Annotated in this window: 22 protein-coding genes and 1 pseudogene; 11 read left to right on the top strand and 12 right to left on the bottom strand. The window is 37.6% G+C overall.

Annotated elements, in window-relative coordinates; translation table 11 throughout:
* Positions 1–2 precede the first annotated feature (2 nt).
* From BM308_RS02000 to BM308_RS01975, 7 genes and pseudogenes are all read left to right on the top strand, one after another.
* Positions 3–1241, top strand: coding sequence for a protein-glutamate methylesterase/protein-glutamine glutaminase (locus tag BM308_RS02000; RefSeq protein WP_074942626.1), 1239 nt, complete (start codon positions 3–5; stop codon positions 1239–1241).
* A gap of 21 nt (positions 1242–1262) precedes the next feature.
* Positions 1263–2018, top strand: a complete 756-nt coding sequence (locus BM308_RS01995) for a flagellar motor protein (RefSeq protein WP_074942625.1) — start codon at positions 1263–1265, stop codon at positions 2016–2018.
* Between the two features lie 17 nt (positions 2019–2035).
* Positions 2036–2165: pseudogene (locus tag BM308_RS13575) on the top strand (flagellar motor protein MotB); the annotation flags it as partial.
* Complete coding sequence (locus BM308_RS01990) at positions 2144–3238, top strand: OmpA/MotB family protein (protein WP_373604436.1); 1095 nt, start codon at positions 2144–2146, stop codon at positions 3236–3238. The pseudogene BM308_RS13575 and the gene BM308_RS01990, both read left to right, overlap by 22 nt.
* A gap of 21 nt (positions 3239–3259) precedes the next feature.
* A complete protein-coding gene (locus BM308_RS01985) occupies positions 3260–4165 on the top strand; it encodes a ParA family protein (protein WP_074942623.1) in 906 nt (301 codons plus the stop codon).
* Between the two features lie 17 nt (positions 4166–4182).
* A complete protein-coding gene (locus tag BM308_RS01980; RefSeq protein WP_074942622.1) occupies positions 4183–5550 on the top strand; it encodes a chemotaxis protein CheW in 1368 nt (455 codons plus the stop codon).
* A gap of 107 nt (positions 5551–5657) precedes the next feature.
* Positions 5658–6164, top strand: a complete 507-nt coding sequence (locus tag BM308_RS01975) for a chemotaxis protein CheW (protein ID WP_074942621.1) — start codon at positions 5658–5660, stop codon at positions 6162–6164.
* 193 nt (positions 6165–6357) lie between these two features.
* Here the strand turns inward: BM308_RS01975 and BM308_RS01970 are convergent, their stop codons facing one another.
* From BM308_RS01970 to BM308_RS01950, 5 genes are all read right to left on the bottom strand, one after another.
* Complete coding sequence (locus BM308_RS01970; protein WP_074942620.1) at positions 6358–7452, bottom strand: porin; 1095 nt, start codon at positions 7450–7452, stop codon at positions 6358–6360.
* A 383-nt stretch (positions 7453–7835) separates the two neighbouring features.
* Entirely contained in the window at positions 7836–8873 is a 1038-nt protein-coding gene (locus BM308_RS01965; RefSeq protein WP_074942619.1) for a TniQ family protein, read from the bottom strand.
* Positions 8874–10430 carry an ATP-binding protein gene (locus BM308_RS01960; protein WP_074942618.1) on the bottom strand — a complete coding sequence of 519 codons (1557 nt, stop codon included), beginning with the start codon at positions 10428–10430 and terminating at the stop codon, positions 8874–8876.
* Positions 10431–10436: 6 nt separating this feature from the next.
* Positions 10437–12515 (bottom strand): Mu transposase C-terminal domain-containing protein, encoded by a 2079-nt coding sequence (locus tag BM308_RS01955; protein ID WP_074942617.1) that lies wholly within the window; start codon positions 12513–12515, stop codon positions 10437–10439.
* Positions 12502–13299, bottom strand: coding sequence for a TnsA endonuclease N-terminal domain-containing protein (locus BM308_RS01950; protein WP_083425398.1), 798 nt, complete (start codon positions 13297–13299; stop codon positions 12502–12504). The genes BM308_RS01955 and BM308_RS01950 overlap by 14 nt, the downstream gene beginning before the upstream one ends.
* A gap of 357 nt (positions 13300–13656) precedes the next feature.
* Between BM308_RS01950 and BM308_RS01945 the strand changes: the two genes are divergently transcribed.
* Positions 13657–14946 (top strand): acyltransferase family protein, encoded by a 1290-nt coding sequence (locus BM308_RS01945; RefSeq protein ID WP_074942615.1) that lies wholly within the window; start codon positions 13657–13659, stop codon positions 14944–14946.
* A gap of 325 nt (positions 14947–15271) precedes the next feature.
* On the top strand, positions 15272–15766 hold the full coding sequence (locus BM308_RS01940; protein WP_074942614.1) for an AAA family ATPase: 495 nt from the start codon (positions 15272–15274) through the stop codon (positions 15764–15766).
* Between the two features lie 72 nt (positions 15767–15838).
* Here the strand turns inward: BM308_RS01940 and BM308_RS01935 are convergent, their stop codons facing one another.
* From BM308_RS01935 to BM308_RS01910, 6 genes are all read right to left on the bottom strand, one after another.
* On the bottom strand, positions 15839–16873 hold the full coding sequence (locus tag BM308_RS01935; RefSeq protein WP_074942613.1) for a hypothetical protein: 1035 nt from the start codon (positions 16871–16873) through the stop codon (positions 15839–15841).
* 262 nt (positions 16874–17135) lie between these two features.
* Positions 17136–17453, bottom strand: coding sequence for a hypothetical protein (locus BM308_RS01930; protein WP_074942612.1), 318 nt, complete (start codon positions 17451–17453; stop codon positions 17136–17138).
* Positions 17454–17670: 217 nt separating this feature from the next.
* Positions 17671–19083, bottom strand: a complete 1413-nt coding sequence (locus tag BM308_RS01925) for an MATE family efflux transporter (protein WP_074942611.1) — start codon at positions 19081–19083, stop codon at positions 17671–17673.
* Between the two features lie 75 nt (positions 19084–19158).
* Positions 19159–19428, bottom strand: coding sequence for a VOC family protein (locus tag BM308_RS01920; protein ID WP_074942610.1), 270 nt, complete (start codon positions 19426–19428; stop codon positions 19159–19161).
* Positions 19429–19517: 89 nt separating this feature from the next.
* A complete protein-coding gene (locus BM308_RS01915; protein WP_074942609.1) occupies positions 19518–20057 on the bottom strand; it encodes a BUD32 family EKC/KEOPS complex subunit in 540 nt (179 codons plus the stop codon).
* 15 nt (positions 20058–20072) lie between these two features.
* A complete protein-coding gene (locus tag BM308_RS01910) occupies positions 20073–21809 on the bottom strand; it encodes a glycoside hydrolase family 13 protein (protein WP_074942608.1) in 1737 nt (578 codons plus the stop codon).
* Positions 21810–22015: 206 nt separating this feature from the next.
* On the opposite strand from BM308_RS01910, the gene BM308_RS01905 reads away from it, so the two are divergent.
* Complete coding sequence (locus tag BM308_RS01905; RefSeq protein ID WP_083425397.1) at positions 22016–22894, top strand: AraC family transcriptional regulator; 879 nt, start codon at positions 22016–22018, stop codon at positions 22892–22894.
* A 282-nt stretch (positions 22895–23176) separates the two neighbouring features.
* Complete coding sequence (locus BM308_RS01900; protein ID WP_202107945.1) at positions 23177–23671, top strand: nitroreductase family protein; 495 nt, start codon at positions 23177–23179, stop codon at positions 23669–23671.
* Positions 23672–23817: 146 nt separating this feature from the next.
* Here the strand turns inward: BM308_RS01900 and BM308_RS01895 are convergent.
* The coding region (locus BM308_RS01895; protein ID WP_143098548.1) for a zinc ribbon domain-containing protein at positions 23818–24080 on the bottom strand (263 nt) is incomplete at its 5' end.

The raw sequence follows: 24080 nt of genomic DNA, 5'->3' as shown, positions 1-24080 counted from the left end.
CTATGGCTACCAAAGTTTTGATTGTTGATGACTCCAGCTTTTTCCGTAAGCGTCTAAGAGAGATTGTTGAATCAGACCCTACTATGGAGGTTGTAGGCGAGGCAAAAGATGGTAAGGAAGGCGTTGATCTTACTACCAAGCTGCGTCCAGATGTAATAACCATGGACGTTGAAATGCCTGTTATGGACGGTATTACGGCTGTTGCTGAGATCATGAAGAAGAATCCTACACCAATTCTCATGTTCTCATCTCTGACTCATGAAGGCGCAACTGCAACCTTTAAGGCACTTGAGGCCGGTGCGGTAGATTTTATGCCTAAAAACTTCGATGACATTGCTCACCGAAGAGAAGATGCCATCAAGAATCTGATTGCATCAATTAAAGCTGTTTCCCGCAGCCGTGTAAGAGGTTTCAGACCATCTGCTCCTTCACCAACCATTGCAACTAAAACGGTTCCTGCATCAGCTACTGTCGCTAAACCAGCTGTAACAACAGCTCGTGCTCCTATAGGTACTACTGCAAGTACTCCTGCCCCTACAGCAGGTTCAGCTAAGGAAGCATATAACCAGATTAATGCAATGCTGGCTGCAAATCCAGGTACTCCAGCAAGTGCTCTGAAGTTTACCTTTGGTAACCATAAGTCAGAGACCACTACCTTTAAGAAGTCAGGAAAACCTCATTCTATTGTTGCTATAGGCAGCTCAACCGGCGGGCCTATTGCTCTTCAGGATATTATTCCTAAGCTGCCAAAGCTTAATGTTCCGGTGGTAATCGTTCAGCATATGCCTGCATCATTTACTACTACCTTTGCTGCAAGACTTGATGCTATCTCAAATCTGCATGTAGTTGAGGCCAAGGACGGAGATATTCTTGAGGCAGGAACCTGCTATATTGCACCTGGCGGAACTCAGATGATTTTTGAGAAGGTCGGTGTGAAGGTAAGATGTCGTGTCATTGCTGATACTGGCAGAACCACCTACAATCCTTGTGTGGATGTTTCTTTTGCATCCCTCTCAAAGATGTACGGCGGAAAAGTTCTGGCTATGATTCTGACTGGAATGGGATCTGATGGCTGCGAAGGCTGCACAATCCTCAAGAAGCTTGGTGCAGTTATCTGGGCTCAGAATGAAGAGACCTGTGTGGTCTACGGTATGCCTCAGGCAATCGTAAATGCTGGCGTTACAGATCTGGTTCTTCCTCTGGGAGAGATTGCAGAGTGTATCGTTAAAGAGCTGGGTTAATAAGAAAAAAGGCAGGTCTCTATGAACTTTCTTGGTATTTTTCTTGCGTGCGGATGTATTGTATGTTCTATGATGCTAGAAGGTACATCTCCTGCAATGATGTTAGAGTTACCTGCTTTCTTGGTTGTGGTAGGTGCGTCCTTCTTTGCCTGCTGGGTGCAGTTTCCTCTGCCTCAGATTATAGGCGCATTCAAATGTATGCTATGGACTCTGGCTCCTCCACGTATTGGTTTTGAATCTCAGGTTGAACTTCTAGTCGGTCTATCAACAACTGCTCGTCAGCAGGGCCTTCTGGCTCTGGAAAATTCCATATCATCAGCCTCTGATGATTATACCCGTGACGGTATTCAGATGATTGTTGACGGTGTGGATAAGGATGCTCTGAAGGAAATTTTAGAGCAGGGCATTGCTGTTGAAGAAGCTAAATATGAACCTTACGCCAAGATGCTAGAAGCTATGGGCGGTTACTCTCCTACCATGGGTATTATCGGTGCGGTGCTTGGTCTGATTCACGCTATGTCACTTTTGGATCGTCCTGATGAGTTAGGTCCTGCTATTGCGGTGGCATTCGTTGCAACCATTTACGGTCTGGTTCTTGCTAACATTATCTGTCTTCCAGCTTCTAACCGTGTTAAAGGTATTATTGCTGAAATGGGCCTTTACAAGTACATGACACTAGAAGGTCTTGTATCAATTGCATCAGGTGAGAATACCATGATGTTAAAGCGCCGTCTTGCTGTTTACACCGGTGGCGATAAGACCGAAGGCGGAAGTTAATATAATAAGGCAGTAATATGAAGAAAAAGCCTCCAGAGCCCGAAAACCTTGAACGATGGATGGTGTCTTATGCGGACTTCATGACTTTGCTGTTCGCTCTGTTCGTGGTTCTGTATTCTTTCGCTATGGCCAAGCAGTCAGAAGCCAAATCAATGGTGGAAAGTATTGCTCAGGCCTTTAATGAAACTGCAATCAGCTCTCCAGGCGGAGCTCTGCTGGTTCCAGGTTCTCTTGCTCAACAGCTTGCCCAGGAAGTTCAGGAAGCTGTTCAGTCTATGCAGTCATCTCAGGGTGATACAGGAAAGCAGATCATCGAAGATGGCGGTGTGATGATGAATTTCCAGATCACATCAACCCAGTCTAATCAGGAAAGAGACGATACAACATCAGGATCTGATGATGAGATGGATGGTCAGAATAATGCTGACTCTGCCAACGCATCAGGTGAACTGGTAATTTCTGATAATCAGACAGTATCTAAGAACGTTAACCCTAAATCCAATGCTCCAGATGGCGGTTCTCAGACCGGTGAAGGCGGATTCCAGGCCGGAGGTAGCTCTGATCATTTTGAACAGGGCGGTCAGTCTGATGTTAACGCTGACAGTATTGGTGAAGGTAAGGTAGGAACTCAGTTTGATGCTGTAAGACGCTCAATCTCTGAGGCTATCAGTGACACTGGTATGGAAAAATATATTGATATTGAGGAAAATCCACACTGGCTGTCTATCAATGTAAATTCCGGTCTGCTGTTTGCTGAGGGTAGTGCCTCTATTCTGGCTGCCTCCAGACCAATTATTCAGAGAATTGCAGTTGCAATCTCCAACATCAATAACTACATCAGAATCCGTGGCTATACTGATAATACATTTATCCCTAATGGAATCTTCCTTAACAGCTGGGATCTGTCTGCAAACCGTTCACTTTCTGTTTTAACTGAGCTTGAGCGCGCAGGAATTGTTCCTGAACGTATGGCAATTGAAGCCTATGGTGAGTATTCACCTATGTATTCAAATAAGACAGCTGCCGGAAGAGCAATGAATAGAAAGGTTGTTATCGCAATTTCTAGATATGCAATGGAAAGAAAGACTCCTCTTACCGCAACTGATGTTGAACAGAGTTTGATTAACGGTACAACTGAACCTAGCATTAATGCTGGTCAGGGTGATGTTGAAGTTAAGCGTGGTGAAGGTAACACTATAGAACTGGATTTCGGTTTATAAGAATAAATTAAGGAGCCTTTTGTGCTAGTTTGGTCAATTGCAAGTCAAAAAGGCGGTGTAGGTAAGACTACAACAGTCGCATCGTTAGCAGGTTGGTTACAGAAAGAGAATCTGAATGTTCTCATAATTGATACCGACCCACATGCCTCTTTGACTAGCTATTTAGGTTTTGACTACAATAATATCGAGAAAAGTCTTTATGATCTGTATACTCAGGAAAACTTTGACAAGGAGAGTGTACAGTCTGTCATAACTCATACGAATTTCCCTAATCTTGATATCATAGCTTCAAGTATGACTCTTGCTACCATAGACAGAAAGTTGTCTGGTCGTTCAGGAGTCGGTCGTATTCTAACCAATGCCCTAAAGCTTATCGAGGATGACTACGATGTAGTTTTAATTGACTGTCCTCCTGTTTTAGGAGCTTTGATGGTGAATGCACTTGTAGCTAGCACGTCAATCCTTGTTCCAACTCAGACTGAGTTTCTGTCCTTAAAGGGATTAGAAGGTATGGTTCGTACTTTTAACATTATGCGTAAAGCAGATAGCAACTGCATTATTAACTATACTGTTATCCCTACAATGTACGATAAACGTACCAAGGCAAGCAGAACTTCGTTAGAATATCTGACTGCTCATTACAAAGATAATTTATGGCAGGGACAGATTCCGGTTGATACTTTATTCAGAGAGTCTTCTCAAAAGGGTCTTCCAATAACCATGCTAGATGAGAAATGTCGTGGTGCATTGGCTTATCGTGAATTATTATTACAACTACTCTCAAAAGAGCTTGAGCTTAATCCGGATAGAATATCTCCGAATGCGGCTGCAATAGTTTCTTTGGCTTCGGGTGAAAAAAATACAAAATCTGACGTTAATAAAGATATGGATATTATTGCAGGTGATGTTGATGCTATGCTCAGTTAATTATAAAGGATCCTAGTATGTCATTTAATGATATTGATGACACCCTTGTAGCTTATTTCAAGCAGATGCTTGAAGAAGAATGTGAACAGCAGTCCACTGAGGCGGAGTCTCAGTCGGAAGAGAAGGTTATTGCCAAGACAGAACCAAGTGCTCAGAGTGAAAATGAGCAGGTTATAGGATCTGATACTGAAGTTAGTGAAACACAGGTTGATGAAACAGTCCTAGAACAGGATTCAGAAGTACCTCAGGAAGACATGGATATGACTTCTGCAGAGGAAAGTGTATCTTCTGACGAGACTGTTGATGAATCCGCTGAAGAAGAGGTGGTTGCTCAGGAAGCTGTTGCTGATGAATCAGTTCCTGAAGAAGCCGTTGCTGAATATGCAGCTTCTGAAGATATTGAGATGTCTTCTGCAGAGGAACAGTCAGATTCTCCTGCAGAGGAAACAGAAGCTGCGATTGACACTCAGGTAGAGTCAGAAATGCCTGCTGAGTCTGAAGAGAGCGCTGCAGAGAATACAGATACAGAAGTTCAGGCAGAAAGTGCTGCTGATGATATTGATTATGCTGCAGATGATTACGTTCCTGAGGATAATTCCTCATCTGATGACGTTCCTCCGCTACAGCCTCAGTTGCAGACTGTTGAAGAAAAACCTGAACCTCTTCCATTTGCAGAACACAAGAGTCTTGAGAGTCTTTTAGAGTCAGTTCCAAAAACTCATCTTGAAACAGAGATTGCTGTGGAGACTCCTACAGAGACGGCTGTTGAAACTGCTGTAGAAACACAGACCGTTACCGAAACAGCGGTCGAGGAACAGACCCAGGTGGAGCAGGTTGCTGCATCAGAATCTGTAGTTGCAGATGAGAATGTTGCTCAGGCAGAACAGGAAGCAGAAAACGATGAGGCTCCATATAACTGGACCAATATTGAAATGCCTGAAGAGTTTCAGGTTCTGTTCTTCCTGGTAAAAGGTATTCGCTTTGCTGTACCTCTGGTTAATCTTGGTGGTATATTCCAGTGTGACAAGGTTACTCCTTTATTCGGAAAGCCTGACTGGTTCCAGGGAATTGCTGATATTCGCGGCCGTAAAATGAATGTTGTGGATACCCTTAAATGGGTTAAGAGTGATGCTCCACAGTCAGATAAGTACGAATACATGATTTCCCTTGATAAGACACTATGGTCAATAGGCTGTGATGTTCTTGAAGGAAACAGAATTCTAAGCAAGGAAAATATTACCTGGAGACAGACTGCTGGTAACAGACCATGGCTTGCTGGTATCGTTAAAAAGGAAATGTGTGCGTTACTGCATGTGAAAGCGTTGATTAAGATGTTTGAAAATGGTGTTAATCTCAAAGATCTTGATGCACAAATGAGTGCATGATCAAAGTTTTAACTACGTAACCTCTACAATTTGCTAAAGTTTATTAAAATAAAATTAAAGAGTAATTGCGCCATATCATGTGTGGTGTGTATAACGAGGATTAAGAGATGTCAAAAGAAGATGCGATCGCAGAAAATCCAATCGACGTTAATGCAAAAAAAGGTGAGTTGCTGCGTTGGGTTACCTTTAAATTAGGTAATGAAATATATGGCGTCAACGTTATGCAGGTTCGTGAGGTATTACGTTATACAGATATCGCTCCTGTTCCTGGTGCCCCTTCTTATGTGCTAGGTATTATTAACCTGCGTGGTAACGTTGTTACTGTAATTGATACCAGAGCTCGTTTCGGTATTCCTCCAGCAGAGGTTACAGATAACACAAGAATTATGATTATTGAGTCTGATAAGCATGTGATCGGCATCCTTGTTGATTCTGTTGCTGAGGTTGCAGATCTCAATACCAATGATATTGACGATACTCCTAATGTTGGTACAGAAGAGAATGCTCAGTTCATCTCCGGTGTATGCAACCGCAAGGATGATCTGTTAATTCTGATTGATCTTACCAAGCTGTTCACTGAGACAGAGTGGAAGGAAGTTACCAATCTAGGTTAATCAAAAAGATTTTTTTACTCCTTGACTAATGTATGCGGCATACTCCTTATGTCGCATATTTTTTGTCTGCTGAATGCCTTCTTAATCTCCGTTCTAATCCATTGGACTTTACAAAAAATCATCGGAACAAAATATGGAGACAGTGTCCGATGATTAATCTGAGCTGCGTGTTTTGTTTTATGGAACCGGCGGATTAGAATGTATATCTTGCACCAACAGAGAATACAGATCCTGTTTCTTCATGGAATTTCATTCCTCCAAACTCAGGAGTGCTACCGGCGTTGAATCGAGCTTCTGCCCATACATTGAAGTTCTCGTTAGCGTTGAAATTTACGTATACAGGAATTCTTCTGTCGATTTTGTTTGGTTGTTTTCCGTAACCATCATCCATAGTGTTATATAAGTTTTCAAAACCGGTATATATGCCAATACCGTTCTCAAAGGTATAACCACCAACAATTTCGTAACCTCTGGTATAACCTAGGATATTGTTGGAAAAGTTCCATTTCTTGTCAGTGTATAAGGCTGCAATGTAAAGACCTTCATCAGTAGATCCCCAGGAAATTGAAGCAGCTATGTTTCTACCATTATCAAGTGCTGTTCCTGAATCAGGATCAGCAATTACGCGCTTTTCTTTATCATTCTGCAGTCTGGTATAACTGTAACCTAGATTAAATGACAGTGGTCCAAATACCACATCTTCAATTGTGTAGCCTGCTGATAATGCAAATCCAGAGTCTACATTCATTTCGATATCTTCATCATCATCAGGCTCACCATATACCTTCTGATTGTCTGCGGCTGTCTGAAGGGAGGCTGAAGCGTAGAATCCGTGATTGTCATATTCATATTTTAATATTCCGTTTCTGAAATCATCTGATTCTGGCTGAGCGAGACCGCCGAAATCTTCAAAGATATCTGTAGCAAGAATTACATGCTTAACAGCATCATAGGTTTTACCGGCATATAACCTGCCGAAATCCTCAAAATCAGCTCCAACATACTGTTCACGGGCACTTATACCATCTTTTCCATTGGCCATTTCCCATTCGGCAAATGCAAAACCTGAAACATAATCGTTAATTCTGGTTCTTCCTGATAATGAAAAACGAGATGAATTTACTATTGATGCATCGTGATCTCCAGCCTGATTGTATTTTGTATTATATAGAACAGACTGTACTCTTCCTCCAATCTCAAGGGTTGTGTCATCCTTGTCATAAACAGTTGCTGCATTTGCATATAGACCTGATGTTATGATTGCAATTCCTAGAAGTGTCTTTTTCATTTTTATTTTCCTGAAATATTATCGATCATACGATAAAAAAAGTTAGCGTATAATAATATAAGTTAGCATAAGCTAACTAGAAACAGTATTATATACAAAAAGATAAAAAAGAAAATAGATAGATAATAATGGTGCAAACAAAAATAAAGAATAAAACCGGAAGGATCTATCGGAACAAGGTGAAATAAATAATTTGAATAATATTGTTTTAATTAAACAGAGTGTGTGCATTTGATGTACAGGGGTAATTTAGTTTGTCGCAAAAAATAGAGGTTATCGAATTATATTTGTCACACAAAATTCCAATTGTATTTGTCGCATTTTTAATTAAGGGAAATTTGTTTAGATTCTTTTACAAGAGCATTTTTTTCTCACCTATCTTGTTAAATGTATATATTAAAGATTTTTCTTACTTCTGGAGAAAAATTAGGAATACCAAATTTCTTTCCATCAATTTTGCTAATATCTTTCATTATTTCAATAATGTTTTTTTTAGGCTCAAGGAATAGAAGAATTAATGTCAAATAGACCCAATTGGATAATAATGAAGGAACTGAATCAACAGCGTAATATCTGTTAAGGCTCCTTTGATGTCTAAAAAAGGTTAGATGTCTTATAAAATCATCTCCCCAGAAATCACTTAAATTGTCAATCAAATCATCTTTATTAACCAATAAGAAACCTTTTTTTTCAACTCGTCGTGATGTTTCGTTATATGCGGTAATGTATTCGGTCGATAACATTTTTCTTCCGAAATGTTCCTTTAAATAGCTTACGACTTGTATAGGAGAAATCTCAGGACATTTTTTGTTAATTAGTAAACTAATATTTTCAACCCATAATTCTGTTTTTTTATTTTTCTGTTCTATGTATTTCTTTTCCTGCAAAGATATTTCCACAGATTTTAAGGATCTAAACGAATTATCTAACAACATCCTACATCCGTGTTTAGGGCATATATCCATCCCATACATAGACCATTCTATTCGTCTCCAGTAAGTTCCATGATTCTGTATTTGTTTCTTAAGGCATTTGGGACATATAACTTTGTCTTCAAAAAATCTACCACCGAAAGATGATAGTCTTGCTATATATTTTCTTTGAATCTCAGGAATTGGTTGAGCCAAATGTTCAAATATTTCTACTCGCTGCTTTTGGGTATAAAACGATGTAACGTATTTAAAATCAGAGTGATTATTTAGAAAAATATCAAATGAAGACAGTGTATCACTATCTTGTTTATAAATTATGTCGTAAATCGTTTTGGCAAACCTTAACTGAGAACATTCATTTAAAAAAAGAGAGGGCTTATCCAAAAAGTATTGAGCAAAATCCTTTCCTGTAATCCGATATAAATCACAGGTCCTTGAAATAAGGCTATATATAGATTCACGTTCCATCGGTTTAGGCAACATCGCCATCTAAACATTTCCTTCCGTATCAATTGGTAAAACAGGTTTTGAGGGTAATACTTCTTTTTTGTGAGCAGTCTTTTTTCGAGCTTTTTTCTTGTTATCTTTACTCATATACTCGTCAAGAATACGAGATAAAACTGCAACGGGCGACAGGTGCTGATCTCCTGTTATAATACTTTCAAGAGCCTGATCAAGTGAAGGTGTTAATTCTATGCCAAGTTGCTCTAAAGATATTTTTACTCTTGATTTTAAATCGTTCTCTGGCTGTTTAAAATCAGAAGACATAAATTCATTCTTAGCAATCTCATCACTTATTTCATCTGAAATATTTTGGAAACTGGAATTAGGCATTGCTATATCCTGATATTCAGCTATGGCGATAGGATCGTTTCGACGAATTGCGTCAATTGCAGTAGCAACCACTGAAAAAGATTCTCTGAAAACATTGCTTATAAGTTCTGGAGTTAACCGATCCATTTTAAGAACCTGAGCTTTCTTCTGACTTATGATAAATAGCTTCAGTAGAATATCCGGAACCCCCTGACTGTAATAATAGAAGGCGCTTTTAACATCCTCTGGCATAGACTGAGATTCGTTCATTAGAATGCTATACTGCGACAATTCATTGATAAAGATATCCCATTCAGCATGGTCTTCAGGTGTATTTTTTAATCTATCCCATTTAAATGTACCAAAGGAGCCAAAACGTCTGCTTGTTTTAAAATCAAGCTCCATAAATTTTGCAATTTTTGGTGTACTTATAAACATTAAAGGAACATATAAGGTATTTGAGATGCTAACTAAAAAATTGAATAAAGTATCTCTGTTTTGGCGGTTTGCCATGATGTTTTGCATCTCATCCAAGACTAGTAAACCAACATGGTAAATGGTTAAAAGTTGGGAAAGACGAGCTTTGAGTTCTTCTATAGAACGTCTACTATGAGCCCAATTAGAGAAATGTTCGCCCGTAACCTGATCAATTGCTGCAATAGCATTTATACACAAAGATTTAACGCTTCCCTCATGAGGACACTCAACTCTAAGGTAAACTATCTGAATACATTCAGAACCAACACGTCCTGCCTTATGTTTTAATACTTGAGGATACAGTGAAAGAATTCTGCTTACGGCACATGTCTTACCAACGCCAGAACACCCTAGTACACTCACAGACAATGGTGTCGTTTTCTGAGTACTGCCGTAGGTCATGAGAATTCTCTCTCCTGCCTGCTGGCGCTTATACGCATTCTCTAATCTTTCTCTTTCAAGTTTCTCCTGTCTAGGATTTCTATTTACGTACCCCTGTCTAATCATCAGATCGATTACTTCAAGCAATTGAATATGACGAGGTAAAGGAATAAAGCATTTATCAACCAAAGTTCCCAGCCACTGATCTCGCTGTCTGCGATTTGCTCGAGGATTACAAGGTAAAGGAGATTCTCTAAGTGCCTTTGAAATATCAATAATGCTATATTCTAAAAAATCAGGCAGAGCTTCTATTAGAGGATTTCCCCTATACAATTCAAGCGTACTAAAGTGATATTCAAAATTCTCTAAGATCATAACTATCTAATCTGGAATGTCTTCAAATGATTGAGGGTATCGGAAATCATTTGATAGTTTAATCTGTTTTTTCTTCTCACTTCCATTTGTTTTTTTTAGTTTATTTGAGTGAGCAGAGTTCAATCTAGGATTTTGTGATTCCTGTTTAATCCTTTCTTCTTTTCTGTTTTGTGCAACCTGTTTTAGCTGCTTATTTACTGAAAGACTTGTTTTAGGTTTTGCTTTTAATGCGTCTCTTACGAGTTTCTCCTGCTCTAGACGAATTTTCCCTCCAAGCACATCAGCCATTCTTTCGGCTTTTGCTTTTGCTTCTGCTGCTGTTCCAATGTATAGTCCAGCTTCATACAATGTCATTCCTTCAAGATGTCTACTTGTTGATGCTAGAGTACAATTCCAACTCATAAGAGGCTGTGTTTGTGGTTCAGGAAAAAGCCATGCATTGGATATATCAGCAGGATCAATTGCAATCTGCATATTTTGAGGACGTTTTTCTCTTATTCCTCTATCAAAATACCCTTTGTTAGCGCCTTCCTCGCAAAAATAGCGAATCTTATTAACGTTGAGACCATCACGAGAAAGTGTTGGTTTAAATCTAGGTAAAAGCATCAATCTTAGTTTTTCCTGATCCTCCACTTCTCTCAGCTGGGTATAGTTTTGTTCTCTGCTCCATTGCCATAGATTTCTTGGAGTTGGAGCTAGTTCTGCAGGAAGGCTCTTAGGAACTGTTCTGCATATGTGGTTATTAACATCCATGGCAGCAAGCAACATCAGCTTTGTATAATCTTTAAGAGTTAAAGCAGCCTCATGTCTTTTTTCCTTATACCCTGATTTTTTGGAGCCAGGCTTATCAGGGATTCCAGGCAAAATTGAAGAAACAGATTTTTGAAGTGCATTAAAGGTCTCTTCAACAATACCTTTTTGATCTCCTCTATATGGTACGGTTGTGGTTATTTTTACGTGATAGGCGCTAGAAAATACATCAATTCTTGAGCCTGCAAGCTCTCCATTATCCGCAACAACACAAGCAGGAATTCCTTTTGCAGGCCACATATCCTCAGTAATATCTAGACCAAATTTTCTGCAGTATTCAACCTTGCTTATCATTGCGATATACAACGCATCTGCTGCGGTTTTGTACATTGCAGGATCAAATGACACTGTAAGACCAACTATCATAGTTGTAAACACATCTCTAACAATGTAAAGAGTGGGTCTACCAACAATTTTGCTGTGGTCGTCTTCTGCAACAAGAGTAATATCCGCAGGAGTTGAATCAATTGTATAAATCGAACCTGCACCAATCACTATATCTTGTGAAGATCCTTTAAGAGCCCGCATATCTTTGTCAAAATGGATCTTGGTATTTCGCGCTTCATTTCTTTGTCTTATGTTATATTCACTGTAATAGAAGTATGTAAACTGATGATAAGAAGGAGCGTCTTTCTCTTCAACTTCAGGATGTTTATTTAGGAACTCATTAAGAAATAATCTGTACGCGGTTTTTAGCGAATCCCCATTAACTTTTAAAACATTTTTTCTACAGAAGTAATCGAATCTTTCCCTGATTTCTTCAGTAATTATTGTTCCGCCATTAGTACTGATTTTTGATTTTCTTCCCGGCTTGGTCTTACAACTATGTCTTCCAGTTTTCTTTCCAAACTGAGGTATAAGTACACCTTTTGCCTGTCCTTTTCTCCACCATATATTTAAAAGCCTTTTTATTTGACGTTCCTTGGAGCGATTATTCTCATTGATACATAACTCTCTGATCCTGTTCTTTATGTTCCGAACATTAAAAATCAAAGACTGATCCTCAACAATTGTTCTAATCAAGCTATAGTTGTTCTCTACATGTCTTTCATAAAATGCGGGTACAGCTTTTGCCCTGTTATCATAATAAATATCAGACTGTGAGACTATTTCATCATTTTTCTCTGCCGATATAAGTTCTGCTGTTTTTAATACTTTGATATTTATTCCCGAATCAGAACTGTCCATTGGATATAAAGCAACCTGCTCTTTATAGATGCACAAAACTCTGTAAACCTCATCATTCCACAGAATAATTTGATTATTCATTAGCATAAAGAGCCTCCTTAAAATCAGACATTCTACATTGATGGTAAGGAATGTCTCGAATGTTAAACTGCCAGATTTTTTTTGCGCAGAGGATGTTTATTCCTTCTGTAATTCCAATAGGTTGAGATTGAATAGAAATACTTTGGTTATAAAAATCCTGAGGTCTATATTCTTCATATTTCAAATAAACTCTCAGATTATTTCTTAACTCGCATAGGAATTCTTGATTAAAATGAGTATTACGAATTGGATAAAGAAATTCGAGATTTCTGCAAAAAACTTTATTAAAACTCTCAGACAGAACGATTTTCCAAGGAATTCCTTTTCTTTGCCAATAGATGTGTTCTATCTCTAGTTTTGTATAAGTTCTTGGTTTATTAATTGCTGAGAGATTGTTTTTTATCTGTACAGCTGAGTATATTTCTTCTCCAATTCTTTTGCCTTTTTTGGTAATGACAAAATCTGTAGTCATTACCGAGCCTCCATGAGTATAACCAGGATGTAAAACCTTAAGGTCGTCACATATTTGGATGGTTATCTTTGGATCTAGCGGGAATTGTTCTCTCAACTCAGTAATGGAGTCATCCCACTCATACTGATAAAAAGCCATGACTTCCCCATGAGAAAGTAAATGAAACATCCTTCCAAAACGATGAGAATAAATCCTGCTTTTTACAGCACAAGACTTCACGTCTTTAACCTTAAGCCAAGGAATATATTTGTTGTACCTTAGCCCAATTTGACCTGACAATACATTCCTTTCGTAAAGCTTTATACTATTGTTTTTCATAAGATATGCGACAAAGATATTTACTCAAATATATTATAAATGCGACAAATATAATTGGATATGATAAAAATAGAGGCACATCAAATAATTGAAAATATATTTATGTCCTTTGAGAAAAAATATGGAAGGTATTTCTATATGCTTATGTTCAAGATGTTTTAATTTTTAGGAATTAGAGTTAATATTTCTCAATCGATTTAATTCTTTTTATGTTTTTATTTTCCAATAATTTTATTTGGTTACATTTATGAACAATTCAAACATTTCCCGTAATTGTAGTGGGGGGGGGAAGCCCTTTGGTTTAAGAAAACAAAGGTTCTTTTAGCGCTATTTTTTACTCTAATAGTAATCACAATAATGAGTTTATCTTCAAGATATTCACCTCTCTGTGATGATTTTTTAATTTCATTTAAATTCACCCCTCATTTTGATTCAGCCACAAAAATTTTTATTCGTCCTGCTTTTGAGTCTGTAAACAAAAATTTTAGAGGATCTTTTGGAACAGGATGTCCTGTTGGAACTCAAAAAGAAATAACCTCAAATCTTGAGTGTATTTTAAAAATACCAAGAAACACAGTTATTGACCGAATTGAGTTTAGATTTGACAACACCGCGGGAAGCTTTGAGATTGGGGATATTAAGTTAGGTCACGATAAGACACCTCTTAATTCAATTGCAACTAATGAGTCAGATTTAAAAGTTGGAGATAGTTTAAATCTCTTAAAAGGTGATCTGCGTGAAACTGCCACTATTAAGGTTTCAGGAAAAGACAAAGATCAGGCAACCATAATTATTGACAAAAGACTCTCTATGAGGGGAACTCCTGGCATAAGATATGGTAATATTCTAAGTATCTTGACTATAGGCGTTATTTCCTATTTTATCTGCTTACAGCTTTTTAACTTTCTGTTTAAAAGAGAAAAAATAGACGAATCAAAAGTTGTCGTTCACTATAAATCAAGACAATTTATGAATATCGAAATCCTGCGTTTTCTTTTAGTGATGTTCGTAATTTTGGAACATAGTGCAGGAAACTTTATAAACATCTCGCAGCAGGAATTCTTCTATTTAGATAATTTTGTAAATGGAGGTCGTTCTCAACTGTTCTTCGTTATAGCAGGATTCTTTCTTTTTTATAGTCCAAAGAATTTACAATCTGAAGCTTTATTCTTTATAAAGAAGAGATGGTTAAGACTATCAGGTCTTGTAATATTTACAACAATTGTTGGATTGGCCTTATACAATTTTAATACTGCCTATCATCCAATTGAAGACAATCTTTTAGCCTCGCTTTTGATCAGTGTATTAAAAAGCTCCGATACTAATTATCTAGTAGCACCAGCTTGGTATGTTAATAATCTGTTCTTCCTTTCCTGTATTTATTACGCCATTTTTAAGACACTGGAAAAGAAATATGCGCTCCTTCTAACAGTTATTATTGCCTCCTTCTCTTTAAATCTATACGCAAGAGGCATTCCTCTTGGTACAGGACATTGTTGGGAAAATATGCCAGGAGCAGTGTTCTCCTTAAGTATTGGTATTTTAATGGCAGAAGCCTTTAAGCAGATTTCTTTAAACGCATCAGAGCAAATAATTAAAAAGTTTTGTGGAATGACACCGTTGCAGTACAGAAAAAGTAAGAAATAAACGGAAATAAAAAAAAAACATCATGATCGCGCAGTAATCACATCGGCTGTATGAAAGCGTGTTCAGAGAGGTTAAGCTTTAAATCCTTCTCATAATTATCTAAGCTTAAAATGAGGACAAATGAGAGAGTTTGAAATTTTTTCTGTAAATATGAGTATTCTATGATAATTTAGATTTGTAAGAAAGTAATCGGAGTGGCTGCTTCCTTTTTTAGACTATACATTTATGAAAGGCTTAAGGCAATATCCGTTTGTGCTTGTAATAATGTGTGTAGTATGATTATTTGCATATTAAATCGATAAATCGGAATTTGTGAAGAACAGATATGAAAACAATATATCTGATCGGCGGTACAATGGGCGTCGGTAAAACGACGGTGAGTCAGCAACTGAAAAAGAAGTTGCCGAACAGTGTTTTTCTTGACGGCGATTGGTGTTGGGATGCCGATCCGTTTCAGGTAACAGAAGAAACAAAAGCCATGGTCATGCGCAACATCTGCTTCCTGCTGAATAGTTTTCTCCACTGTATGGCCTATGAAAATATTATTTTCTGCTGGGTGATGCATGAACAATCCATTATTGACGAAATAATCGATAGACTGGACACAGGAGATGCGAGAGTCATAAAAATTTCGCTTATGATCGATGAAACCAATTTGCGCAAAAGACTCTCTGCTGACATCGCCAGGGGGATCCGCAGTAACGATGTAATCGACAGAAGCGTTGCAAGGATCGACATGTATCAAACGCTTGACACCATAAAAGTGGATACAGTCAATAAGAACGTTTATGAAATCGTGAGCGAAATACTGACGCTTTGATATCAACAAATTCAGATTTGTCAGGATAATAGGTTATACCGACAAATCTGAATTTGGTAAACAGACGATCTGCTATTGAGACAAATAGTCCGCGACAAATTCTTCAACATTGGAATACCGTTTGACGCTTATTCCCGCCCGTATATATACTTGCTCATATTTCTGCAAATACTTATCAAATATTTTTACATTATCTTCAAGAGAATCCGGGACATACACATCCATAACAGAGAAGGAACCAATTTCAACTTCCTCCGCGATCTCAGAAAGCATTAATTGAAAACTGCACATATTCATAAAAGAAGCAAAAGCATCCGCATTTTGTGCTGCTTCTTCAACTTTGTTTCGCCAATTGGAATACATTTCTTCGTATGTTCCGGATAGTGATTCTGAAGGTTTTGCTTTAGGTTTCTCTTTTCGTATGTGACTTTCCGCATAAAGGATCAGGTGCTTAAGCAAATCGCGCAGCTGATCAATATCTTTACAGGAAATCGCTTTTTGGATTAATTGTATAAAAATATCGTCAATCGGCAGTGCTGCCAGTTCTTCAAATGTTCTTTTCACGCCACGTGTAAAATATTTCCCGTGATAAAGCATTACAGCATCAGAAATATATGATATAACGCCGTATGCTTCCATACGTACCTGTCCCAATCCCTCGCACAGACAGGCGTTTGCGTAAGCTATTTTTGCCTTATCAACTGATTCATAAGCTCTTTGAAAGCGTTCCTCGGAATTCAGAAGCTGTTTTGCCTGCGCTCTCAATGTCATTAACTCGTCATATGCATCTTGATTCTTTACATACACGATCCGTGAGTCCATCAGCTTAGACAGACGAGCATGGTGGCATTCTGCATCATATCTCAATCCGCTCAGGTTAGTGCAATATATATCGTATCCGATTTTCCTGTCATCAAGAATAAATCCTGTTCCAAGTTTCCATCCCTCATCATTTTCGATCAGTATAAGCAGATCCAAATCCGATTTCTCATACTCGTCTTCAGTGTCAGCCGAACCATATATTCCAATCAGCGTCAAAGAACTAGGACATATTATGTTTGCCTTGTCGATTACAGCCTGGATGATTTTTTGATTTACAGTATTCATAATAAGATTCCTTCAAATCCCGATTTATCGATTTAATATGCAAATAATCAAACTACACACATTATTACAAGCACAAACGGATATATGGCGCCAACACGATCTGATCTTAATCACAAACGTGTTTGAGCCGGTTTTAATAAGTTTTAGCAGAGTTTTCTGCATGTAAATTTAGGCTGATTTTATACAGCTAGCACAAAGTGCCTGTGTCTTAACGACATAGGCTTGCTCTTTCAAAATGTAATTCAGTAAAAAAACTGTTCAGTTAACGCTTACGTTTAATCTTTTTGCGGGTTCTTGCAAACCTGCCTAAAGGAGTATCGTCACTGATAGTGTTCTCAAAGCCGTTTACTTCAAGGTTGTCAGGAACATCATTACCTGTAGGTTCAGGCTCTTTGTAAAATAGACCGATGAATCTTTCATCGTTTTCTATTTCAGACATATCCTGAGTAAAGAAAGCTTTAAGAAACATAAATCCATACTCAACATCAGATGCTAACATCTGCAGGCTGTCAAAAGACCATGGCTTAGATTGATACAGAGGAACATTGTCTCTGATGTAGCTTAAAACGTTACATGCCATTTTGGTATAGACAGTAGAGTTTCTGATGTAATCCTGATTACGTAAAGGAAGTCGGTCCTGGTCAAAGGCAACATCAATAACCCAGTGTCTTGATTCAATCTGCCATCTTGCAAGGATGATGGCCTGTATGGTGTCAGCAAAACTCTTATCAAGACCGTCAGTGATAATGGAACTTACAAAGTATCTGCTCTCTACATATTGAACGATTACTGCTCAATTAAAGAGCATATTCCTTCTTTTTAGTTTTGGTTTTGTAATGTTTTCTGTAGTTATCTCTAGCCTTTGATACCCATGCTTTGGATTTCCAGCGCAGAAGCATGATAAGTCCTCGAGTACACTCATCACAGCAGAAACCAATCCATACACCTAAAAGCCCCATTCCCATATATAGACTTAAGAAGGTTCCAACAGGAACAGATACGCCCCACATAGAAACTATAGCCATCAGCATTGGGAACTTGGCATCGTTAACCGCACGCAGAGAGTTGATGATGATAATGTTTAAAATTCGTCCCATTTCCATGACCAGTGATACATAGAATATTGGTCTTGCAATTTCATAAACCGTAGCATCAGAAGTAAAAATTGAAAGTACAGCATCACCCATCCAGATAGGAATATTGATAACCAGTAAAGCGGTTATGCAAAGACCAATTTTCACAGAGTGAAGAAGCTGTTTATTGGCAAGCTTTAATTTCATAGCTCCCGCATACTGAGAAATCAGGATCTCGGTACCTAAAGCAATTGAAATCGAGAAAAGCATAATAATGGTACACATCTGCATATAGATACCGTGTGTAGCCAGAGCTGTTGAACCTGGAGTACCTACTACTGATGTCATGAACAGGAACTGCAGATCCCAGGTCATGTTTTCACCAGCACCTGGTATTCCAACTGCAAAAATCTGTTTGAGGATATCTTTATTAACAACAAAGAAAAACTTAGGAATAATTCTGATCTTTGTTCTGGTTCTCATCAGATAGAAAAGGAAAGCGACTGACAGAAAACGAGCGATAACTGCACTGATTGCTACGCCGTAAATTCCCATCTGGGGAAAGCCGAAATGACCGAATAAAAGCGCATAGTTGCTGATAATCACAAAGATGTTGCCACAAATGTTCACATACATTGGATCACGGGTTCTTCCATAAGCTCTTAAAATTGAAGAACAGCATAGATTAACAGCTTCTGCAATGAACATGATAGATAGGACCATCAGGTAGTTTTTTGAGGTTTCATAAATATCCTCAGGAATATTCATGATATCGCAGATGATCCTGGCACCGAAAAAACAGCCGGAGGTAATTGCAATACCCCATACAATATTAAGACCAAAAGACATATGAACAATACGTCTTAACATCTTCTTATTGCCTTTTCCAATGGCCTGAGCACAGCAAACGCAGACACCGATATTCACAAAATTAAACAGAGTAAAGGCAAACTGGAAGGCCTGTCCACCAAGATTCATTTCTGCCACTGCCTGCAGTGACAGCATACTTACCATTGCGGTATTGATGATAATGGTAAAAAAGTGCATGGTCAGATCTATAAAGATCGGCCAGCTTAAGGAAAAGAGATTACCGTGTTTAGGACCGGAAGCTAGTTGTTGAGGTGAAGTATCAGACATAATGCTTTAAATAATTTGTTCTTCTATTTTTAAATAACGACCCGAAAAAACTGACGCTAGCATACCTCATTCTTCTTAAAGTGACTTAAGTTGATATTGTATGGCGCCAACAGATATTGCCATATGGATAAAGCCGGTTCTTGTATATGACTTATGAGGATCATCCATTTGCTCGTTATGCATAAGCTCAAGTCTTGCACCATCCTCAAAGCTAAAAAAATAGGAGCTAAAGCCTTTGGTTTTATTTTCATAAAGAGCTCCAGATCTGGCATTGAAGTATTTTTCAAAAAACTCTTTTTCCTGTTCAAGATTTTTCACATAGATAGCAATATGTTCGATTTTCATAAATATCCAGTATTTGTACTTAATGTTATCATTTCATTAAATAAGCTGCTGTTACCAATCCAGGATACAGCAGTCATGATCTGATCCTTTTACAGATCTTTATGATTATTCATATACTCTAAAAATTCTTCTGTTTTTGAATAGTATTTGATTCCCCAGTTTTCAAAGTTCCACTCATCCATATATGAATTGCATTCATAGTCAATATAGAAGACCTCATTATTCTGAACTACAAAGTTCGTTGGAAAGTAATCAATGTTAAGTCCTTTTTTGTAGAGCAGAGAACACATTATTTTTACCTGCTCAATAAAGGTTGACACATCCCTGTCTTCCTTAACCATCTGATAGATGGTGTCACCTTCAATATATTCTTTTAAGATAGTTTCATTTTCGGTGTCAATATCTATCATGTGAGGTATTCTGATGCCGGCATCACAAAGACGTCTGTAATCATTAAGCTCGGCTTCTATCTTATTGCCAAAGGTATAGTAGTCACATGGTTCATGATGGATTTTTTTGACCACATACTGTCTGTTTCCATCATCTGCAAGATAGGAGTAACCGCCTTTTCCTTTGCCAAGTAGTTTTACAATGTTAAAAGACTTATTGTTTACTGTAATGGTTTCCATTTGTCGACTCCAGGATTAATTCTTTAAGATGATTAAAATACCACCGCTCTTTAAAATTCCGTTCTCATATCTGCTTTCAAAGAGGATTCTGCTCTCCTGTGATGTAACTATCATTTCATCGGTTTTATCTTCATTGACAAAAACTTCTAAAGTTCCATTTAAAAGAGGACGCAAGTAGTGTAACAACCTTTTATTACTTTTTATAAAACTTACTTTTTCATTTGAGAGTTCTTTATATGAAGATCTTATTTCCATAAGCTTTTTCATAAGATAAAGGCTGTCAGTCATTTCTTTATTATTTAACAGTTCATTCCATGGCATAGTGCCTCTTGAAGGGGCATCAAGCAACAGTTCATCTCCATAATAAACGCATGGAGCTCCCGGCATCGTTAAAAGAATGGCATAAAGTTCAAGAGCTTTCTGCTTTGATTTTATGCGGGTGGTTATTCTATCTACATCATGGCTTGATAAAAGATTGAACATTACCTCATTGCACTGCTTCTGATATAGGGACAAACAGTAATTTACGCCGTACATAAAGTCATCTGCAGTCTGCTTTTCATCTTCAAAGAATGTTATAAGTTTCTGATTTAAAGGATAGTTCATTACACTGTCGTATTCATCACCTCTTAAATATGAACCTGAATCCATCCAGATTTCTCCTAATAAGAACAGATCTTCTTTATGCCCTTTAAGTTCAGATCTTATTCTTTTTATGAATTCATGTGAGATTTCATTTCCAACATCAAAGCGTATGGCATCGATGTTAAATTCATCAATCCAGTATTTTAAGATGTCAATAAAATAGTCCTGAACTTCCTTTTTGCTGGTATTAAGCTTAGGCAAATTGTGAACATATGCAAAAGAGTAATAACGGCTATCACGGGTGTTGTGATCTTTAAAGAAGTTCTCATCATTAACATCGCCGTTAATAAAGTACCAGTCATAATAAGGTGATTTCGTGCCGTTTTTCATTACATCCTGCCAGGCAAAAAAGCCAAGTCCGGAATGATTGAAAACTGCATCAAACATAACTTTGATGCCAAGGCTGTGTGCCTTGTTTACAAGTTCCTTTAAATCCTCGCTGCTGCCAAAATCTTCAGAGACTTTTTTATAGTCATCAACATCGTACTTATGGTTTGATTTAGACATAAATACCGGATTTAAATAGATGCCGTTAATTCCTAAATCGCAAATATATGAAAGTTTGTCTGTAATACCTTTTAAATTTCCATTAAATGATTTCATGGAATTATCATAATAGCCTTCAATCCACTCTTTTGAAAAATCACAGTCCTTTTTTGAAAATCTGTCTGGGAAGATCTGATACCAGAGCGTCTCTTTTGCTGATATAGGCACAGTCATAATGTCAGCTTCATTGATAAAGCCATACTTAAAATAATGCTTGATGAATCTGTCAGTAATAAAATCCTTTTCATGACAGCCATCTTCAAGATAAATCACACTCTGGTTGTCATCAGATATTTCAAAGTAGTACTGCAGTCTTTTATAGTCAGGATTGATATCTGCATAGAAAAGATAATTGTCAGAAAGTTCATACAGCACCTTCATTTGATAAGCTTTTCCATACCATGGCGCATTGCTGGAAATACCGTTTATATACGGATCATTGGCAAAAAGGGTTGCACTTTTAACATCTTTTCCTGTTCTTAAGATAATTCTTAAGGTGTCTTTGTCTAAGGCATAGATATTGTTTAAATCATTGCGGTGAAAAATAGCACTTTTATTCATAATTCCTCCATCAGGATGATTTCCTTTATTCTCAGAATAATGGAGATGGCATAAAGTTGCTTTTTAAAAAATCTTAAATTCTTTTAAAATCCTATTATGTGTTTTTTACCTTTATTTAAAATTCACTTATAAATAGCTTAAAATTAACAACAAAGTGATAAATTATTTTAATAACCATATTATGTAATTTATTGTGGATTTTAAAAATGACTGAAAATGCGTTCCGAGAATCTAAGGTTCATGGAAAATTAAATTATCCATTTACTGTTTACCATGTAAAAATGCCGGATTTTATAACTTCCTATCCTTTGCATTATCACGAGGTTTTTGAGCTTATATTTGTCACTCGTGGCGCTTTAAGGGTCAGGATAATGGATAAAGAGGAGATCCTCTATCAGGATGATATGGCGGTTATTCTGCCTGACAATGCCCATTTACTTAGTATGGCAAGCAAAGATACCTTTACAGAGTACTTCAATATTATTTTTGATTTCAGTCTGTTAAAAGGTGCTCCCTTATTCGATGAAATTTACGATTCTTATCTATCAAAGCTGGCAAATCACAGTCGTGAAATTGACTGCTTTCTTAAGAAAAACACTCCATTGCAGAGGACTTTATACAATCCTGTCAATGAACTTGTTATTCATCGTCATGAAAGCTACACCTCAAGGCAGATGCTGGTTTTAGGTCAGGTATTTCTGATTGCAGATGCAATATACCGTTTTTCAAGAGAAGTAAATCCTGATGTGGGATCTTATGCTGATACCTTTACTCTTATCAGAAAGGCTCTTTATTTTGTTGAAATCATGTATGGAAAAAGTATTCAGGTTCGTGATGCGGCAGAGTACTGTGGCTATTCTGAAAGTCATTTCATGAAGCTGTTTAAAGAATCTACAGGTCAGAGTTTTAATGAGTATCTTGTAAGCTACAGAATGATGATTGCTCAAAAGCGTCTAGGAACTACAGATGACAGGATTATTGATATTGCTTTTGACTGTGGTTTTTCTGATGCAGCTTATTTTGCTACAGCCTTTAAAAAGTTTTGTGGAATGACACCGTTGCAGTACAGAAAAAGTAAGAAATAAACGGAAATAATATATAACTACAGATTACATAAAATAAACGATATGCCTTATATCCCACGATTCAAATCGTGGGTTTTCCGGCATGTTATATAATAATCATCAATACCTCCGGATGTGGTTCTGCCTTGGCAGTCTCCCCGGTCGTGAATGGTATTGTATCACATTCTGATCATCTAGGGGCAATTGGAGCCTGGCAGACAGATAGAATGTGGTAGACAGGGATTCCATCTCGCTTGTAGTGATTATGAATAGAAACAGATTTGAATAAAAAAAGGAGAAATCATGGATATTTTACCTGAAATTCTGAATCGAAGAAGTATCAGAAAGTATAAATCAACAAGTGTTACAGATGAGCAAATAAGTGATTTGATATTAGCTGCTTCATTGGCACCTTCCGGTTCTAATAAACAGCCATGGGATTTCATTGTTGTGAAATCAAAAGAAATGAAAGAGAAGATTTGTGAGCTAGACCATAATCAAAAGTGGATGCTTCAAGCACCTGTGTTTATTGTTTGTGTAGGAAAATCAACATATCGTAAAGACGATAGTATGGAGCGTACCATTAGAGATAGCGCAATAGCTATTACTCATATTTTATTACAGGCACAACATATGGGATTAGCTACATGCTGGACAGGTTGGTATGAGCAGGATGAAATGAGAAATATACTAGGATTAACGGATAAAGATTATGTAACTGGAATCATAATAGTGGGCTATGCAGATGAAAATCCAAATGCAAGACCGCGAAGGAAAGCTACGTATACGGAAATCTGATTTAGGTCAAATACCCTCGGATAAATCCCGAGGGCTTGCTAGTCAGCATAATATAGGTACAAGCGATACCAATTGGTAATCTTCCTACACTGCCAGCATCATCGGACAATTGACAATGCCCGCTTTGAAAAAGAGTTTACTCTTAATCATTTATTATCCTTTTTGTATCTAGGATTCTTTTCTCCTGACAGCCATCTCTTTCCAAGATTCTGAATATTCATGGCTCCAACTCTGTCATCATTGGATTTATAGCCGCATGGGCAGCTATACAGATGTCTGTTATGGTCTCTGCTCTGTTTGTGGATTCTTCCACATACGGGACATCTCTGAGATGTGTATTTTGCACTTACCCTAAGTACTTCAGAGCCCGTCTCTTGAGCTTTGTATTTTAGAAACTGCTCCAGCTGGT

Origin of the sequence: Succinivibrio dextrinosolvens, from assembly GCF_900116345.1 — a bacterium.
GTDB lineage: Bacteria > Pseudomonadota > Gammaproteobacteria > Enterobacterales > Succinivibrionaceae > Succinivibrio > Succinivibrio dextrinosolvens_B.
Note: the sequence above shows the minus strand (reverse complement) of the source record. Positions and strands in the feature narration are given on the sequence as shown.